The organism is Manganibacter manganicus (assembly GCF_002075885.1).
GTDB lineage: Bacteria > Pseudomonadota > Alphaproteobacteria > Rhizobiales > Rhizobiaceae > Mesorhizobium > Mesorhizobium manganicum.
This window is the reverse complement of sequence record NZ_MDET01000021.1, coordinates 1-16,501: the sequence shown is the minus strand read 5'-3', so window position 1 is coordinate 16,501 and position 16,501 is coordinate 1. Positions and strand designations below refer to the sequence as shown.

The 16,501-nt window shown below is 61.7% G+C and carries 16 protein-coding genes; 10 read left to right on the top strand and 6 right to left on the bottom strand.

Annotated features, from left to right (window positions below; genetic code table 11):
* Positions 1–521: 521 nt before the first annotated feature.
* Positions 522–1,685 (bottom strand): M20 aminoacylase family protein, encoded by a 1,164-nt coding sequence (locus BFN67_RS13755; RefSeq protein ID WP_080920138.1) that lies wholly within the window; start codon positions 1,683–1,685, stop codon positions 522–524.
* Positions 1,686–1,890: 205 nt separating this feature from the next.
* On the opposite strand from BFN67_RS13755, the gene BFN67_RS13750 reads away from it, so the two are divergent.
* Positions 1,891–3,015 (top strand): D-alanyl-D-alanine carboxypeptidase family protein, encoded by a 1,125-nt coding sequence (locus BFN67_RS13750; protein WP_080920137.1) that lies wholly within the window; start codon positions 1,891–1,893, stop codon positions 3,013–3,015.
* A gap of 26 nt (positions 3,016–3,041) precedes the next feature.
* Positions 3,042–4,157 (top strand): CobW family GTP-binding protein, encoded by a 1,116-nt coding sequence (locus tag BFN67_RS13745; protein ID WP_080920136.1) that lies wholly within the window; start codon positions 3,042–3,044, stop codon positions 4,155–4,157.
* 13 nt (positions 4,158–4,170) lie between these two features.
* Here BFN67_RS13745 and BFN67_RS13740 read toward each other — a convergent pair whose 3' ends face one another.
* The 4 genes from BFN67_RS13740 to BFN67_RS13725 all read right to left on the bottom strand — a co-directional run bounded on the left by BFN67_RS13740 (position 4,171) and on the right by BFN67_RS13725 (position 7,841).
* On the bottom strand, positions 4,171–5,448 hold the full coding sequence (locus BFN67_RS13740; protein WP_080920178.1) for a L,D-transpeptidase family protein: 1,278 nt from the start codon (positions 5,446–5,448) through the stop codon (positions 4,171–4,173).
* 272 nt (positions 5,449–5,720) lie between these two features.
* Positions 5,721–6,671, bottom strand: a complete 951-nt coding sequence (locus tag BFN67_RS13735; protein ID WP_080920135.1) for an acetyl-CoA carboxylase carboxyltransferase subunit alpha — start codon at positions 6,669–6,671, stop codon at positions 5,721–5,723.
* A 106-nt stretch (positions 6,672–6,777) separates the two neighbouring features.
* Entirely contained in the window at positions 6,778–7,695 is a 918-nt protein-coding gene (locus BFN67_RS13730; protein WP_080920134.1) for a site-specific tyrosine recombinase XerD, read from the bottom strand.
* Complete coding sequence (locus BFN67_RS13725) at positions 7,692–7,841, bottom strand: histidine kinase (protein WP_080920133.1); 150 nt, start codon at positions 7,839–7,841, stop codon at positions 7,692–7,694. Before BFN67_RS13725 ends, BFN67_RS13730 begins: the two co-directional genes overlap by 4 nt.
* A 148-nt stretch (positions 7,842–7,989) precedes the next feature.
* Here BFN67_RS13725 and BFN67_RS13720 point away from each other — a divergent pair, with 148 nt between their 5' ends.
* Genes BFN67_RS13720 through BFN67_RS13710 form a run of 3 tightly spaced genes read left to right on the top strand, consistent with a single transcriptional unit; the run spans position 7,990 to position 10,609 of the window.
* Positions 7,990–8,595, top strand: coding sequence for a shikimate kinase (locus tag BFN67_RS13720; RefSeq protein ID WP_080920132.1), 606 nt, complete (start codon positions 7,990–7,992; stop codon positions 8,593–8,595).
* A complete protein-coding gene (aroB, locus tag BFN67_RS13715) occupies positions 8,592–9,707 on the top strand; it encodes a 3-dehydroquinate synthase (RefSeq protein ID WP_080920131.1) in 1,116 nt (371 codons plus the stop codon). The genes BFN67_RS13720 and aroB overlap by 4 nt, the downstream gene beginning before the upstream one ends.
* A complete protein-coding gene (locus BFN67_RS13710; protein WP_080920130.1) occupies positions 9,704–10,609 on the top strand; it encodes a transporter associated domain-containing protein in 906 nt (301 codons plus the stop codon). The genes aroB and BFN67_RS13710 overlap by 4 nt, the downstream gene beginning before the upstream one ends.
* A 34-nt stretch (positions 10,610–10,643) precedes the next feature.
* Here BFN67_RS13710 and BFN67_RS13705 read toward each other — a convergent pair whose 3' ends face one another.
* A complete protein-coding gene (locus BFN67_RS13705; protein ID WP_080920129.1) occupies positions 10,644–10,946 on the bottom strand; it encodes a BolA family protein in 303 nt (100 codons plus the stop codon).
* 141 nt (positions 10,947–11,087) lie between these two features.
* On the opposite strand from BFN67_RS13705, the gene BFN67_RS13700 reads away from it, so the two are divergent.
* From BFN67_RS13700 to BFN67_RS13680, 5 genes are all read left to right on the top strand, one after another.
* On the top strand, positions 11,088–11,705 hold the full coding sequence (locus BFN67_RS13700; protein ID WP_080920128.1) for a J domain-containing protein: 618 nt from the start codon (positions 11,088–11,090) through the stop codon (positions 11,703–11,705).
* 117 nt (positions 11,706–11,822) lie between these two features.
* Positions 11,823–12,809 carry a cobaltochelatase subunit CobS gene (gene cobS, locus BFN67_RS13695; protein WP_080920127.1) on the top strand — a complete coding sequence of 329 codons (987 nt, stop codon included), beginning with the start codon at positions 11,823–11,825 and terminating at the stop codon, positions 12,807–12,809.
* 13 nt (positions 12,810–12,822) lie between these two features.
* Positions 12,823–13,170 carry a GFA family protein gene (locus BFN67_RS13690; protein ID WP_080920126.1) on the top strand — a complete coding sequence of 116 codons (348 nt, stop codon included), beginning with the start codon at positions 12,823–12,825 and terminating at the stop codon, positions 13,168–13,170.
* A gap of 11 nt (positions 13,171–13,181) precedes the next feature.
* Entirely contained in the window at positions 13,182–15,080 is a 1,899-nt protein-coding gene (gene cobT / locus BFN67_RS13685; RefSeq protein ID WP_080920125.1) for a cobaltochelatase subunit CobT, read from the top strand.
* A gap of 86 nt (positions 15,081–15,166) precedes the next feature.
* Positions 15,167–16,141, top strand: coding sequence for an esterase-like activity of phytase family protein (locus BFN67_RS13680; RefSeq protein WP_245295262.1), 975 nt, complete (start codon positions 15,167–15,169; stop codon positions 16,139–16,141).
* Positions 16,142–16,501 lie beyond the last annotated feature (360 nt).

Genomic DNA, 16,501 nt, shown 5'->3' with positions numbered 1-16,501 from the left:
AAGCAAATAAGTCAAGTATATTGGCGCTTACTATTGTCATGAAACAATAGCGCCAAGCTCTTTGCTGCGAGATTGTCGTCCATGTCTGCGGTACAGATGCAAACCATGCGCCGGAATAGACTTGGGTGTGATGGTGTCCACGGCAGGATTCGAACCTGCGACCCCAGGATTCATACCACTTCGGCTTCCGCCGCCGCCGTCAGGCGTTCGTGGTCTGGACTGTCCCTTCGCCATGGGCCTGAAGGCCTTTAGGCGCCGCCCGTCCAGTCTCTACACCTTCGCCGGCTTTCACCGGCGCTTGGCTCGGGATTGGCTGGCCGCGCAGCGGCTTGAGCGTTCCCCGACTTTGAGCGGATTCACCGCGCCGTTTCCGAGCGCGATGCCCAATTCTTCATAGGAATCCTGTGCTCTATCCAACTGAGCTACGTGGACATTGGCGCGTCTGTAGCAAGTCTCGCCGATGACGTCATCAGGAAAGTGAAAGCTTTGCTTTCCAACAGGCCGCCCTCTTCCGCGTCCGCTCAGGCGGCAAGCGCCGCCTCTGCCAGCTTGACCCAGTAACTGACGCCATGCGGGATCGCTTCGTCATTGAAGTCGTAAGCCGGATTGTGGAGACCGGCACTGTCGCCATTGCCGACGAATATGAATGCGCCGGGCCGAGCCTCCAGCATGTAGGAAAAATCCTCGCCACCCATCATCGGCGGTACGGCGCGATGGACCTGCGCTTCACCCGCGACAGCGGCGGCGGCGTCGCCGGCAAGGATGGTTTCCTGCGCATGGTTGAAGGTCACGGGATAGTTGGCGTCGTAGTCGAGATCGATCGTCGCACCGAAGCTGGCGGCAATACCGGCGCAAATAGCACGCATGCGCGTCTCGGCGGTCTTGGCCATGTCCTTTTTCAGCGTGCGCACCGTGCCGGCGATCTCAGCCTGTTCGGGAATGACATTATAGGCATCGCCGGCATGGAATTTCGTCACCGACACGACGACGGCCTCTACAGGGTCGGCGCTGCGCGAGGCAATCGTCTGCAATGCCCCGACCAGTTGGCTGGTAATGACGATGGGGTCGATCGTGCCGTGCGGCATCGCCGCATGGCCGCCGCGTCCCTTCACCGTGATGGTGAACTCGGCCGTGGCCGCCATGATTGCACCGGGGCGAATGGCGAACTGGCCCAAAGGCAGGCCCGGCATGTTGTGCATCCCGAACACCTTGTCGATGCCGAAACGCTCCATCATTCCGTCCTTGACCATTTCATTGCCGCCGCCGCCACCCTCTTCGGCCGGCTGGAAGATGAGCGCGACGGTGCCCGCGAAATTGCGCGTCTCCGCCAGATATTTCGCCGCACCGAGCAGCATGGCCGTGTGCCCGTCATGGCCACAGGCATGCATCTTGCCTTGCGTCGTGGAAGCATATGGCTTGCCGGTAATCTCGGTGATCGGCAGTGCGTCCATATCGGCGCGCAGGCCGACCGTCGCGCCTTCGCCCTGGAGGCCGCGGATGATGCCGACAACACCGGTCTTGCCCAGCCCGGTCACCACCTCGTCGCATCCGAATGCCTTCAATTTGTCGGTGACAAAAGCTGCGGTCTTGAAGACGTCGAAATTGAGTTCCGGGTTTTCATGCAAATGACGTCGCCATGTGGCGATTTCGTTCTGCATTTCGGCGGCGCGGTTCAGGATCGGCATGGAGCAGGCTCACTTCGGTTTCGTACAGACACAACAGGTCCCATCGCAATCGTGATCGGTGCCGCTTTGCCATGTTGAGGTCACATAGGCTAGATAGCACCCGCCGAGTGCGGACCGGGCGTTGGGACCGGTCCAGCAACTGGTGTCCCGGCCGACATTAGGGAGCCGGTGGTGGCGACCGCAAGAGACGATTTCGGATTTCACAATGAAGCACAGGCGTTTCCTGAAATTGGTTCTTTCCGGCACGACAGTGCTTTCGCTGCTTTGCGGCCCCGCCCTGGCCAATCCTTCCATCCTGTTCGACCTCGACAATGGCGCGGTGCTTGAACATCAGGATGCCTTCCAGCGCTGGTATCCGGCCTCGTTGTCCAAGCTGATGACGGCCTATGTCGCCTTCCGGGCCGTCGCCGCCGGTGAGGTGCGGCTTGATTCGCCGATCAAGATGACCAGGCATGCCGCCAAGGAGCCGCCGTCCAAGATGGGCTTCAAGGCGGGAACGGTGATGCGGCTGGATGCTGCGTTGGAGATGATGCTGGTCAAATCCGCCAATGATCTGGCCATGGCGATCGGTGAGAATATCGGCGGCTCGCAGGCGGCATTTTCCAGGCGCATGAACGCCGAGGCGGCGCGCCTGGGCATGAGCGGCACGCATTTCGTCAATCCGAACGGCCTGTTCTCGCCCGAGCAATATACGACCGCCCGTGATCTGGCCATTCTGGTGACTGCGATCCGCAAGGATTTCCCGCAATACGAGTCCATGTTCGAGATCGAGGGGCTTCAGCTCGGCAAGCGCAAGATTTCCAACTATAATCTGCTGATCGGCCGTTATGCCGGGGCCGATGGCATGAAGACCGGCTTCGTATGCGAATCCGGCTTCAACATGATCGGTTCGGCAACGCGCAATGGCCGCACGCTAGTTGCCATAGTGCTGGGCGAACAATCCGCCATCAGCCGCGCCGAGGCTGCCGCCGACCTGCTCGATCAAGGCTTCGCCTTGCCGGCAGGCCCGCGCCTGATCTCACTGGCAACGTTGAAACCTTCAGGCGATGTGCTGGCGACGCATAATATGCGCGAGGAAATCTGCTCCAAAAAGCCGGCTTCGGAACAGTCGGAAGCGGCAGCCGAGCCGAAGAAGGACGCGCCGAAATCCCTCTATCAGATCAAGCTCGATCACCCGCATCTGGTTGCCGTCAGCCTCGGCGGCGCGACAGGACCGGTGCCGCCGGCGATGCGCAACCGCGTGGAATATGCCGACGTGCCGCTGCCAACGTGGCGGCCCGACCAACCCTTGCCGTCCGGGAGCAAGGCCGTTGCTGCGGGCGACCTCTGACGGACAGAACGGGCAGAAATGAATCCATGAGCGCCTTTCCCATTCCCGTATCGGTGCTGACCGGCTTTCTTGGCGCCGGCAAGACCACCTTGCTCAACCGGCTGTTGAAGGACCCCGCGCTTGTCGATACCGCGGTTATCATCAACGAATATGGTGAAGTCGCCATAGATCATCTTCTGGTCGAGCAGGCTTCCGACGGTATCATCCAGCTTTCCGACGGTTGCCTGTGCTGCACGGTACGCGGCGAACTGGTGGATACGTTGGCCGATCTGGTGGATCGCCTGCAAACCGGCCGGATCGACAAGCTGGCGCGTATCGTCATCGAGACCACCGGCCTTGCCGATCCGGCGCCGGTGCTGCAATCGCTGATGGCACACCCGGCGCTCGTGCATGCTTTCCGGCTGGATGGGGTGATCGCGCTGGTCGATGCCGTCAACGGCGATGCCGCGCTCGACAACCATGTCGAGGCGGTGAAGCAGGCGGCGATGGCCGACCGCCTCGTCATCACCAAGACCGATCTTGCCGACAAGGCTGTGATCGAAAGGTTGAGCGAAAGGCTGCACGCCATCAATCCGGGCGTGCGCATCATCGTCGGCGAGGCTGGCGCTTCCGATCTGCTGGACTGCGGGCTTTATAATCCCGCCGCCAAGACGGCCGATGTGCGGCGCTGGCTGGGCGAGGCCTCGCATGACGATGGCCATGAGGGACATGACCACGAACATCATGATCGCGGCCATTCACATGACCATGCGCATCGGCACGATTCCCGTGTGCGCTCGCATTCGCTGATTCATGACGGTGCGGTGCCGTTCTCGGCCATCGAGATGTTTCTCGATTTGCTGCGCTCGGCGCATGGCGACAAGCTCCTGCGCATGAAGGGCATTGTCGAACTCGCCGAGGACCCGTCACGGCCGTTGGTGATCCATGGCGTGCAAAAAATCCTGCATCCGCCGGCACGGCTGCCTGCCTGGCCGGACGAAAGGCGCGGAACCCGGCTGGTGCTGATCACGCTGGATATGCCGGGGGATTATGTGCAGCGGCTGTTTGCGGCTTTCACCAACCGGCCGGCGCCCGATACACCGGATCGCGCCGCGCTGCACGACAACCCGCTGGCTATCCCCGGAGTTGGCTCCGTCCGCTGATCAATGAAGCGGCTCAGCCGCCGAACATGCCCAGCAGCTTGTTTTTCAGACGGCTTACCGGACCGTCCGATTGCGCGGTTTGTACGGCAGGTTCGACCTGCACCGGGGCGCTGGCGGCTTGTTCGCTGGCCACCTCGGCCGCGGCCTTCGCCTCGGCGATGCGCTGCTTTTCAGCTTCCTTGGCCGCCTTGGCTGCGGCAATGGCGGCAGCCTTTTCTTTCGCCGCCTTTTCCTTGGCAGCCTTTGCCGCGTCGATTGCCGCCATCTTGCGGCCGGCTGGCGAATCGATACGGCCCATGCGGCTCGTTTCGGTGATGCTGCCATCTGTGTTCAGCGATGGCGGGGTGATCGGAACACGTTCTCCGCGCGCGCGCCGGCGCGTCCAGTCGGAGACAAGATTGGCTTCCTTGATGCCGTTGATGGACGGTTTGGGCGCCGGCGTGCTGGCCTTGATGGCGGCATTGAAAGCAGCGTCGTAGCGGCTCTCATAGGAGGCATAGGCCGTTCTCAGCGAATCGGGCTGTGTGGAAGCGGGGCAGGCACCGGTCGGATTGAAGCTCTCGCCGGGTGCCGCGATCTGGTTGAAGACATAGCGTCTCTCGCATACGTCCACCTTCGGCGGCACCTTGGTGATTTCGAAATTGTCGTAACCGACCTTCAGCATCTTCCAGAATGCGAAGTTCGGGTCGTCATGGTAGCGTGCCATATTGGCCGCCGTCATGCGGAACGGATAGGCTTGGATCTGGAACTCGGTCTGGCCGCCCTGGAAGGCGTCGCGGCCGAACGCATAAATCTCCTCGATCTGCTCGTCGGTCATCGAGTAGCAGCCGGAAGACGAGCAGGCGCCATGCACCATCAGATTGGAGCCGGTGCGGCCATTGGCCCGGTCATAGGTGTTGGGGTAGCCGATATTGAAGGCGAGGTGGTAGTTCGAGCGCGGGTTCATCTGCGAGGGCTTGACCTCGTAGAAGCCCTCCGGCGCCTGGCGGTCGCCTTCGGTGTATTTCGGCCCGAGTTGGCCCGACCATTTGCAGATCGGATAGGTCGCGATGATGTCGTAACGCCCGTTGGTCTTCTGCTTCCAGATCTCCAGCACGCCCTCTTCCTTGAAGATGCGGGCGACAATCGGCGAACCCTTCTTCATGCCCTTCGCCTTCATCTTGGCGAGGATCTTGGCCGGCAACTGCTTGTGTGCGTATTGCGGCGAGAAGTCGGTGACGGATGTATCGGTGCAACCGACAAGGCCGAGCGCGGCAATCACGAGTCCGGTGCGGGCAAATCTTGCAAGCATGATTACGCTGTTCATCATTCCCCGCCGCCAACGGCGATTTGCACGCGGCGGCTTTGCTTAAGTACCGGAGTTTCTAGTCCGTTAACCTTGAAAATTCCTTACCGCGACGCACCAATCCCCTTGCGCGGCATCATCAATTGAGCCGAAAGGAGAGGCATTTTTGTGGCAGAATCGTGCCCGGCGTCACAATTCCCGGCTTCTGACGCGGCACCTTGATGCAGCAGCGGAAAAATCCCGGAACCGGATTCTATTTTCGGTCCGATGCTTCGGCGTCAGATATTGCGTCCCATGGCGAGATATTTCTCACGCCGCTGCTCACGGTAATCGACATTGGATGCAGCCAGTTCCTTGAAAGCCTTGTCGATCGTCTCGCCGGTGGCCAGGATCACGGCTTCCGGCGAGCGATGGGCGCCGCCGAGCGGCTCGGCCACGATACCGTCGATAATCCTGAACTCCAGAAGATCCTGAGCCGTGATCTTCATATTGGTGGCGGCGTCCTTCGAGCGGGTCGGGTCGCGCCACAGGATCGAGGCTGCCCCTTCCGGCGAGATCACCGAATAGATGGCGTGTTCCAGCATATAGACACGGTTGGCGGCAGCGATTGCGATGGCGCCGCCGGAACCGCCTTCGCCGATAATCATCGCCACGGACGGCACTTTCAATCCAAGGCTCGCCGAAGTGGAACGGGCGATGGCCTCCGCCTGGCCGCGCTCCTCGGCCTCGACGCCCGGAAAGGCGCCGGCGGTATCGACCAACATGACCAGCGGGATGGCGAAGCGGTCGGCCAGTTCCATGATGCGCACCGCCTTGCGGTAGCCCTCCGGCCGCACCGAGCCGAAATTGTGCTTGAGCCGGCTGGCCGTGTCGGAACCCTTTTCCTGGCCGAGCACCGCCACCGGTTCGCCGTTGAAGCGGGCGAATCCGCCGACAAGCGCCTGATCCTCGCCGAAGGCGCGGTCGCCGGCCAGAGGCGTGAAATCGGTGAACAGGCCTTTGATATAGTCGAGACAGTGCGGGCGGTCGGGATGGCGCGCGACCTGCACCTTCTGCCAAGGGGTGAGCGCCCTGTAGACATCGCGCAGTGCATCGCGCGAACGTTTCTCCAGCCGCGCGATCTCGTCGGCGACATCGACGGCCTCGCCACTTTCGGCGAGCTTCTTCAACTCGATGATCTTGCCTTCGAGGTCGGCGACCGGTTTTTCAAAATCGAGATAATTATACATGCGTGAGCGGACCAAAACCCCAAAAAGGATGGCGGCAGAAACCTGAAGACAGCGTTACCGGGTACGCCGGCAGCCGTCATTGAGCCCTCACATAACGATCCGACGCCTAGTCGGCAAGCGGGTGGTGGTCATTGACCAGCCGCACCAGCCTCTCCTCCAGCACATGGGTATAAATTTGCGTGGTCGAAATATCGGCATGGCCGAGAAGCTGCTGGACGGCGCGCAGATCGGCTCCATTCTGCAAAAGATGGCTGGCAAAGGCATGGCGCAGCACATGCGGCGAGATTTTCGCCGCGGTAATCCCGCTACGCGCGGCAAGCGCCTTCAGTTCGCGCGCGAAAACCTGACGCGGCAAATGACCGGTTCCGGAAGCGGCCGGAAACAGGAACGGGCTTTCGGCCAGAGCAGGCACCCTCTGGCGGGCATCCAGCCACGCGCGCATCGCGGCACGCGCCTTGCCCGAAAGCGGCACCATGCGCTCCTTGCCGCCCTTGCCGCGCACCATGAAGAAGCGGTCGTCACGCAGAGCCACGCTCACCGGCAGGCCGACCAGTTCGGAAACGCGCAGGCCGGTTGCATAAAGCACCTCGACCAGCGCGTGCAGCCGCAATGCGGCTTGCCCGTCACCACCCGACAATGCCGGATCGGCGGCCTCCGTCGCGGCGCGGTCGAGCAGCCGGCCGGTTTCGGCCTCGCTCATGGATTTGGGCAGCGGCCGGCCTTTTTTGGGGCTGTCCAGCGTCCCCGTCGGGTCGTCGCCGCGCAGGCCCTCGGCGTAGAGGAACTTGAAGAACTGCCGGATGGCGGAGAGTTTTCGCGCCTGGGTGGTGGCGGCAAAACCTTTTGCAGCGATACCCTCCAGATACGCAGTGATGTCGGCGCCGCCGGCGGAAGCCAGGCCGCCCTCGATCTCGCTGGACGCGTCTTCCAGATCGCGCCGATAGCTGGCCAGCGTATTTTCAGCTGCACCGCGTTCGACGCTCATCATTTCGAGGAAGGCCTCTATGCGGGCGGCGGCCTTCATTTCTGCGGGACGAGATTTTCCAGCGGCACGCGCACGCTGAGTTCGGCCTGCCGGGGCGAAACGAACGTCACCAGCGCCAGCATGGTGCCGTAGGCGAGGCCGGCCAGCACGGCCAGCGTCACGACAAGACGAAACAATGTCGGCATGAAATGGTCGGTGCCCCGCTGACCAGATAACGAACGCTGATGCGTGTCGTTATGAGACGCCATTTGGGCCATTTCAAGAGCATTGCCACCCCTGGACACTCGGCCGGCGCTTGACGCCATCCGGCTTTTCATGTCGATACGCCGGACAATGGGTGCGCAGTTGAACATCATGCCGCAGGAAAGCAGGGCGAGACTGCTGAGCCGTCTCGGCGGCCGTTCCATTGTCTTCGTCGGCCTGATGGGCGCCGGCAAGACGGCGATCGGCCGCAAGGTGGCGTCCGCGCTTGCGCTGCCTTTCATCGATAGCGACCATGAGATCGAAAGTGTGTCGCGCATGACCATTCCTGAACTGTTCGAGCACTATGGCGAGGCCGAGTTTCGGGCACTGGAACAGAGGGTCATCTTGCGCGTGCTGGAAGGCGGACCGCAGGTGCTGTCGACCGGCGGCGGCGCCTTCATGAATGCTGATACCCGCGCCGCCATTGCCGCGCACGGCGTTTCGGTCTGGCTGAAGGCCGATCTCGATCTTTTGATGGAGCGGGTGTCGAAGAAGCAGAACCGCCCGCTTCTGAAAAACGACAATCCGCGCGGTGTGTTGGAACGGCTGATGATGGAGCGCTACCCGGTCTATGCGAATGCCGCCATCACCGTTTTGACTCGCGACGAGCGCAAGGAAGTGATCGCCGCCGAGGTCGTCGCCTCCCTCGGTGCGCATCTCGATAGCTCGGCGGATGCCGAAGGGGTACAATCATGAGCGAGCCGGTTGTCGTCGAGGTCGGGCTCGGGACGCGCGCCTACGAAATCCTGATCGGGCCGGGTCTGCTCGAACGTGCCGGCGCCGAGATCGTGAAACGCCTGCCGGGCGCGCGCGCGGCCATCGTCACCGATGAAAATGTCGCGGCTGCGCAACTGCAAAGGTTGAAGGATGGCCTTGCCGAAGCCGGCATCGAGCCGGCGGTGATCGTGCTGCCTCCGGGTGAAAAGACGAAGAATTTCGAGGCGCTGCAAGAGGTGGTGGACGGTGTTCTGGCTGCCCGGCTGGAGCGCGGCGATGCGGTGATCGCGCTGGGCGGCGGCGTCATCGGCGATCTTGCCGGATTTGCCGCTGGCATTGCCCGGCGCGGCATGAATTTCGTGCAGGCGCCGACCTCGCTGCTGGCGCAGGTGGATTCGTCAGTTGGCGGCAAGACCGGCATCAATTCGCCGCGCGGCAAGAATCTGGTCGGCGTGTTCCACCAGCCGAAGCTGGTGCTGGCCGATACCGTCGCCCTCGACACGCTACCGCTGCGTGAGTTTCGCGCCGGCTATGCGGAAATGGCAAAATACGGGCTGATCGACCGGCCGGACTTCTTCGCCTGGCTGGAAAAGAACTGGCAGGAGGTGTTTTCCGGCGGCCCGGCCCGCATCGAAGCCATAGCGCAATCCTGCCGCGCCAAGGCCGATGTCGTGGCGCGCGACGAGTTCGAGCAGGGTGATCGCGCTCTGCTCAATCTCGGCCATACCTTCGGCCACGCGCTCGAAGCAGCCGTCGGCTATGATGGTGCGCGCCTCGTCCATGGCGAGGGCGTGGCCATCGGCATGGCGTTGGCGCACCGGTTCTCGACGCGTATGAACCTTGCCAGTTCCGACGATGCGGCGCGCGTCGAGGCGCATCTCAAGGCGGTCGGCCTGCCATGGCGCATGGCCGACATTCCAAGCGACCTGCCGGATGCAGAAGGGCTGCTTTCCTTTATCGCGCAGGACAAGAAGGTGAAGCGCGGCGCGCTCACCTTCATTCTTACGCATGGTATCGGGAAATGCTTCATTGCAAAGGACGTTCCGGCGTCGGAAGTGCTGTCCTTCCTCAAGGAAAACCTCCCCGCATGAACGCCGCCGGTTGGGTATTGGCCGGTATCTTCGCCGTTCTGGGTGGAACGGCCATTGTTTTGCGCGACCGGTTGGCGAAGGCTCTGGGCTATGTTCCGCTTCATCTCCAGAACCCGGCGGAAGAAGCGCGTAACGGCCGCGCCCCATCAGCCGAAGGAGACCTGACGAGCGGCCATCGCCGCCGCCTCGATGCGCTGTTCGCCTTGACCGAGTTCAACGAACTCGAAGTTTCCGACGTCATGGTCCATCGCACCAATATGCGTTCGGTTAACGCCGAAGACCCGCCCGAAGCGGTGGTGCGCGAGATTTTGCAAAGCCCGCACACTCGCATGCCGCTGTGGCGCGGCTCGCTCGACAATATTGTCGGCGTCCTGCACGCCAAGGACCTTCTGCGCGCACTCAACGAGGTGGAGAACGATTTTTCCCGCATCGACGTCATGAAGGTCGCGTCAAAGCCGTGGTTCGTGCCCGACACCACGACGTTGCAAGAACAGTTGAACGCATTTTTGCGTCGGAAGGCGCATTTCGCCATCGTCGTCGACGAGTATGGCGAGGTCGAAGGGCTGGTCACGCTGGAGGACATCATCGAGGAGATTGTCGGCGAGATTGCCGACGAGCATGACATCGACATGCAGGGCGTCAAGCGGGAAGCCGACGGCTCGGTCGTGGTGGACGGCACGGTGCCGATCCGCGATCTCAATCGCGCCCTCGACTGGCATTTGCCGGACGACGAGGCAACGACGATTGCCGGGCTGGTGATCCATGAAGCGCAACTGATCCCCGAGGAGAAACAGGCCTTCACCTTCCACGGCCAGCGCTTCGTGGTGATGAAGCGCGACAAGAACCGCATCGCACGATTGAGAATCAGGCCAGCGGCGGACAGTCAGATCGACATAAAATGACCATGGGAATTCTGGCCGCTGCAACAGCGGTGATTTACCACCGAACGGTTTCGCCGGGCGCGGCGGGTTCGACCGCCAATGCGTGCACACTGGCCTTCAATTCGTCTGCAAGCACTGTATTGACGGCACGATGCCGCTCGACGCGACTCATCCCGGAAAAAGCCGGGGCAACAATACGCACGCGAAAATGTGTTTCGCCCGCGCCATCGAACTCGGCGACATGGCCATCCTCGACATGATGATGCCCGGCATGGAGATGGCTTTCGTTGATGACGTCGAGCCGCTGCGGCGAAAAGGCCGCCTCAAGCTTCTTTTCCATCTGTGCCTGTATAGACATCGGCTCATTTCTCCACCACATAAGGCCCGCCGCCCAAAAAGCAGCTTGCGCCCTTTTCAAGACCGATTCAGCGGTTAGGGGCGATCGTCGCAAAATGTCAATTCTTGTTTCGCAGTGCGATCAGCCCATAAATGGGGTGAGATGAAAACCTATCCAAAATATTTCGAGAAGATTCGCATCCGTCCCGACCCGAAAGCGGAGGCCAAGGCCGCCGCCCCGGCGTGCCAATGGGACGGATGCAAGCAGCCCGGCACGCATCGCGCACCGGTCGGCCGGTTGAAGGAGGGCGAGTATTTCCGCTTTTGCTTCGATCATGTGCGCGAATACAACAAGGGTTTCAATTATTTTTCCGGTGTGCCCGATGGGGAGATCGCACGGTTCCAGAAAGAGGCGCTGACCGGTCATCGGCCGACATGGAAGATGGGTGCCACCGCAGGCAGCAAGTCTTCGCCCGATTTTGCTCAGGCGCGGTCCGGCCGCGCCGGCTACCACAACCGTTTGCGTGATCCCTTCAACCTGTTCAACGAGCCGCGCGACCGCGGTGCGCCGCGCGAACGCAAGGCCAAGCCGCTTGAGGCCAAGGCGCTGGAAACGCTTGGCCTTGACGCAAAGGCGACTGGAAAGGACATAAAGGCGCGCTATAAGGAACTGGTGAAGCGCCACCATCCCGATGCGAATGGCGGCGACAGGGGTTCGGAAGACCGATTCCGCGACGTGTTGCAGGCCTATCGCGTACTCAAGCAGGCAGGCCTCTGCTGAGCGATCTTGAAGATGGGGGCCTTTTTTCCAACTTTCATCCGGTTGGAAAAGGCTCTAAGACCGCCCCGGATATTAAGAATTGCCGGCGAAGCGCATCGGTTCGCCCGTGGAGACGTTATGAACAAGGTCGAACGTGACATTGCCAATTTGCCCGACACGACAGCGTCGGTGAAGGAGAAATTCGGCTTCGACTCCAAGATGGTCGTACCAGCCTATTCGGCGGCGAGCGAGCATGTGCCGGACATCGACCCCGACTACCTGTTCGACCAGGCGACCACCATGGCGATCCTGGCGGGCTTTGCCTACAATCGCCGCGTCATGGTGTCGGGCTATCACGGCACCGGCAAATCCACCCATATCGAGCAAGTGGCGGCGCGCCTCAACTGGCCCTGCGTGCGCGTCAATCTCGACAGCCATGTCTCGCGCATCGACCTCGTCGGCAAGGACGCCATCGTGCTGCAGGACGGCAAGCAGGTGACCGAGTTCCGCGACGGCATCCTGCCATGGGCCTACCAGCACAATATTGCGCTGTGCTTCGATGAATACGATGCTGGTCGCCCCGACGTCATGTTCGTTATCCAGCGCGTGCTGGAAAGCTCGGGCCGCCTGACCCTGCTCGATCAGAGCCGCGTCATCCGCCCGCATCCCGCTTTCCGCCTGTTCGCCACCGCCAACACGGTCGGCCTCGGCGATACCACCGGTCTCTATCACGGCACGCAGCAGATCAATCAGGCGCAGATGGACCGCTGGTCGATCGTCACCACGCTGAACTATCTGCCGCACGACAATGAGGTGAACATTGTTCTGGCCAAGGCCAAGCATTATCGCAACGACAAGGGCCGCGAGATCGTTAACAAGATGGTGCGCGTCGCCGACATGACGCGTTCGGCTTTCGTCAACGGCGATCTTTCGACGGTGATGAGCCCGCGCACGGTCATCACCTGGGCCGAGAACGCCGAGATTTTTGGCGATGTCGGCATGGCCTTCAGGCTGACCTTCCTCAACAAGTGCGACGAGCTGGAGCGGACGCTGGTCGCCGAATTCTACCAGCGCGCCTTCGGTGAGGAATTGACGGAAAGCGTCGCCAACGTGGTTCTGGCCTGACCGGGAGAAAAGCATGAAATACGAAGGCGGCTGCCATTGCGGCAAGGTGCATTTCAATGTCGAGATCGACCTTTCCAATCCCATCACCTGCAATTGCTCTTATTGCAGCAAGCGCGGCAGCATTCTCGCCTTTACACCGGCAGAGAACTTTGCGCTTGAGAGCGGCGAGGCGGATCTCGCGGAATACCGCTTCAACACCAACACCATCCAGCATCTGTTCTGTTCCAATTGCGGCATGGAATCCTTTGCCCGTGGCAGCATGCCCGACAGCAAGGCGATGGTGGCGGTGAATGTACGCTGCCTCGACGGCGTCGATCCCGGCGCGCTCAATCCGCAACCCTATGACGGCCGTTCGCGCTGACAGAAAAGACCATGGCCGGACCCGGCGACAACACACGCAACAAGCCGAAAACGGGTTCTGAAGCGGACAGCTTCAGGCGCGCGGTTTCGGTGTGCATGCGCGCCATCTCCGGCGACAAGGAACTGGAAGTCAGCTTCGCCAAGGATCGGCCGGCGCTGGCCGGCAGCCGCGCACGCCTGCCCGAACTGCCGAAGAAACCGTCGAAGTCCGATATTGCTGTGACGCGTGGGCTGGGCGATTCCATGGCGCTCAAACGCGCCTGCCACGACCAGAGCATCCATATGAAGCTGGCGCCTGACGGCAAGCAGGCGCGCGCCGTATATGACGCCGTGGAGCAGGCCCGTGTCGAGGCGATCGGATCGATGGCGATGGCCGGCGTTGCCGACAATATCGGCCAGATGCTGGAGGATAAATATGCCAGGGCCAATCTGGCGGATGTGAAGGATCAGGCCGACGCGCCGCTCGAGGAAGCGCTGGCGCTGATGGTGCGCGAGAGGCTGACCGGCCGACCGGTGCCGAAAAGCGGCGAGCGCATGGTGGCGCTATGGCGCGACTGGGTGGAGAAGAAGGCCGACGCCGACCTCGCCCATCTTGCCGACAACCTCACCGACCAGAACGCCTTTGCCCGTGTCGTGCGCGAGATGCTGGCCTCGATGGACATGGCCGAGGAACTGGCCGAAGATCAGGAAGGCGAGGACAGCGAGGAGCAGGAGGAAAACCAGCCGCAGGGCGAGGAACAGAGCGAGCAGGGCGAAGACGATTCGGGCGAGCAGGATTCGCAACCTGAAGACGCCGACGCATCGACCGACGACGAGCAGAGCGCTGAAAGCGAAGCCGCCGACGCCAATGCCGAGGACAGTTCCGAAGAGGACGATCCGGACGCCGAAACGCCGGGCGAGGCCAAGCGCAAGGACAGTCCTTTCGACAACCTCACCAAGGACATCGACTACAAGGTCTTCACCACCGGTTTCGACGAAACGATCGGTGCCGAGGAGCTTTGCGACGAGGAGGAACTCGACCGCCTGCGCGCCTTCCTCGACAAGCAGTTGGCCAATCTGCAAGGGGTGGTCGGGCGGCTCGCCAACCGATTGCAACGCCGCCTGATGGCACAGCAGAACCGCTCCTGGGATTTCGACCTCGAAGAGGGCTATCTCGATCCGGCGCGGCTGGTGCGCGTCGTCATCGACCCGATGCAGCCGCTCTCCTTCAAGCAGGAGCGCGACACAAAATTCCGCGACACGGTGGTCACGCTGGTGCTCGACAATTCCGGTTCGATGCGCGGTCGGCCGATCACCGTTGCCGCGACCTGTGCCGACATATTGGCGCGCACGCTGGAGCGTTGCGGCGTTTCGGTCGAGATCCTCGGCTTCACCACGCGCGCCTGGAAAGGCGGACAGGCACGCGAAAAATGGCTGAAGGACGGCAAGCCGGTAAATCCCGGTCGCCTCAACGATCTGCGCCATATCATCTATAAATCGGCCGACCATCCATGGCGGCGGGCGCGCCGCAATCTCGGCCTGATGATGCGCGAGGGCTTGCTCAAGGAAAACATCGACGGCGAAGCGCTTTTGTGGGCGCACCAGCGCCTGATGGCGCGGCCCGAGCAACGCAAGATCCTGATGATGATCTCGGATGGCGCGCCGGTGGACGATTCGACTCTTTCGGTCAATCCCGGCAATTATCTCGAGCGGCATCTGCGCGCCGTCATCGACCTGATCGAGACGCGCTCGCCGGTGGAACTCTTGGCCATCGGCATTGGCCACGACGTCACGCGCTATTACCGCCGCGCCGTCACCATTGTCGATGCCGAAGAACTGGCCGGCGCGATGACCGAGCAACTGGCCTCGCTGTTCGAAGAGGAAACCGGGCACGGGCGGCATGGCAATGCCGGCCTTCGGCGCGCGGGATGACGATAGCTTTGCTTTCGGCGAAGTTGCGGCAAATAAGGCTTTTCAATTCGGCACCTGTCCGTTTTCGATTTGCGGCCGCTGCCCTGATGAGTCTTTTCATCTCCACCGCAGCCATCGCCGCTGAGGCACCGCCGCTCGAGCCGACGGACGTCTCGGTGCGCGCGATCACCGAATTCCATATTGGCCGTGATGAAAAAACTTTCGGGCCGTTGGAGTTCGTCGGCGGGTTGGAAATGGTGTCCGGCCCCCGTCATTTCGGCGGCTTCTCGTCATTCCGCTTTCTCAAGCCGGGCAGTGATTTCGTCGGTGTTGCCGATACCGGCTTCTGGTTCTTCGGCAAAATTGTCCACGATGCAGAGGGGCGGCCATCCGGTGTCAAAAATTTCCGTATGGAGGCGATGCTCAACGCCGAAGGTCAGGTCAATGCGCAAAAATGGGAAGTCGATGCCGAGAGCATTGCCGTCAAGGACGGCATCGCCACGGTCGGTTTCGAGCGTAACCATCGGATCGCTCAGTTCAAGCTGGAGCCGGGCAAGATCGGTTTGCCGTTCAGGCAACTCGATTTTCTCGTTCCGGCCTATGAACTGCGCCAGAATCGCGGTTTCGAGACCGTTACCTGGTCAGATCCGGAGGGGCCGCTGAAGGGCGCGCTCGTCGCGGTGACGGAAAAGAGCCTCGACAGGCAAGGCAATGTCTTCGCGGCGGTGCTCGACGGGCCGAAGAAGGGCATCTTCAAGGTTCGCCGCCATCCGCCATTCGATATCACCGATGGCGCATTCCTGCCGAATGGCGACCTTTTGCTTCTGGAGCGCGCCTTTTCCATGGCCGACGGCGTGCGCATGCGGTTGCGGCGTATCGATGGCGATGCGATCGGCAGGGGAATGCTTGCCGACGGACCGGTGCTGTTGCAGGCCGATATGGCCTACCAGATCGACAATATGGAAGGGCTCGACGTCTGGCGGCGGACCGACGGCGCGACCATTGTGTCGCTTATCTCGGACGACAATCGTTCGCTTTTCCAGCGCAATCTCTATCTGGAGTTCGTGCTGCACGAGAGGTGATGGTGCGAGCGGGCTGTCCGCAACCCGTCCGCCGAAGCCCGTAGGGCGTAGGTGGAAGCGGAGCCTCGAACCACCGGGCGGCTCCGGTTGTGCGGTATCCGCCTAGACTCTAGAGGCTCACGCTTCAGGTTCTCGCCGGGGTTTTGCAATTTGCGCTGTGCGTGCTTCGAGACGCCGGCATGGCCGGCTCCTCAGCATGAGGAAGGTGGGTGCGGCTCCAGTTTGAGTAGTGCGTCGTTCGAGACGGCAGCTTACGCTGCCTCCTCACGATGAGGGAGGTTTGTGTGACGTCGCCGCCTCAAAGCAATGACATGGGCGCTACATCAGCCCTCATCCTGAGGTGCGAGCTCCTGAGCTTGT

Bases quoted from the DNA above. Each gene is read 5' to 3' on its own strand.
- cobT (WP_080920125.1), top strand. From the start codon at position 13,182: ATGGCCGGACCCGGCGACAACACACGCAACAAGCCGAAAACGGGTTCT.
- BFN67_RS13700 (WP_080920128.1), top strand. From the start codon at position 11,088: ATGAAAACCTATCCAAAATATTTCGAGAAGATTCGCATCCGTCCCGAC.
- BFN67_RS13710 (WP_080920130.1), top strand. From the start codon at position 9,704: ATGAACGCCGCCGGTTGGGTATTGGCCGGTATCTTCGCCGTTCTGGGT.
- BFN67_RS13725 (WP_080920133.1), bottom strand. From the start codon at position 7,841: ATGCCGACATTGTTTCGTCTTGTCGTGACGCTGGCCGTGCTGGCCGGC.
- BFN67_RS13680 (WP_245295262.1), top strand. From the start codon at position 15,167: ATGAGTCTTTTCATCTCCACCGCAGCCATCGCCGCTGAGGCACCGCCG.
- BFN67_RS13740 (WP_080920178.1), bottom strand. From the start codon at position 5,448: ATGCTTGCAAGATTTGCCCGCACCGGACTCGTGATTGCCGCGCTCGGC.
- aroB (WP_080920131.1), top strand. From the start codon at position 8,592: ATGAGCGAGCCGGTTGTCGTCGAGGTCGGGCTCGGGACGCGCGCCTAC.
- BFN67_RS13690 (WP_080920126.1), top strand. From the start codon at position 12,823: ATGAAATACGAAGGCGGCTGCCATTGCGGCAAGGTGCATTTCAATGTC.
- cobS (WP_080920127.1), top strand. From the start codon at position 11,823: ATGAACAAGGTCGAACGTGACATTGCCAATTTGCCCGACACGACAGCG.
- BFN67_RS13720 (WP_080920132.1), top strand. From the start codon at position 7,990: ATGGGTGCGCAGTTGAACATCATGCCGCAGGAAAGCAGGGCGAGACTG.
- BFN67_RS13735 (WP_080920135.1), bottom strand. From the start codon at position 6,671: ATGTATAATTATCTCGATTTTGAAAAACCGGTCGCCGACCTCGAAGGC.
- BFN67_RS13750 (WP_080920137.1), top strand. From the start codon at position 1,891: ATGAAGCACAGGCGTTTCCTGAAATTGGTTCTTTCCGGCACGACAGTG.
- BFN67_RS13730 (WP_080920134.1), bottom strand. From the start codon at position 7,695: ATGAAGGCCGCCGCCCGCATAGAGGCCTTCCTCGAAATGATGAGCGTC.
- BFN67_RS13705 (WP_080920129.1), bottom strand. From the start codon at position 10,946: ATGTCTATACAGGCACAGATGGAAAAGAAGCTTGAGGCGGCCTTTTCG.
- BFN67_RS13745 (WP_080920136.1), top strand. From the start codon at position 3,042: ATGAGCGCCTTTCCCATTCCCGTATCGGTGCTGACCGGCTTTCTTGGC.
- BFN67_RS13755 (WP_080920138.1), bottom strand. From the start codon at position 1,685: ATGCCGATCCTGAACCGCGCCGCCGAAATGCAGAACGAAATCGCCACA.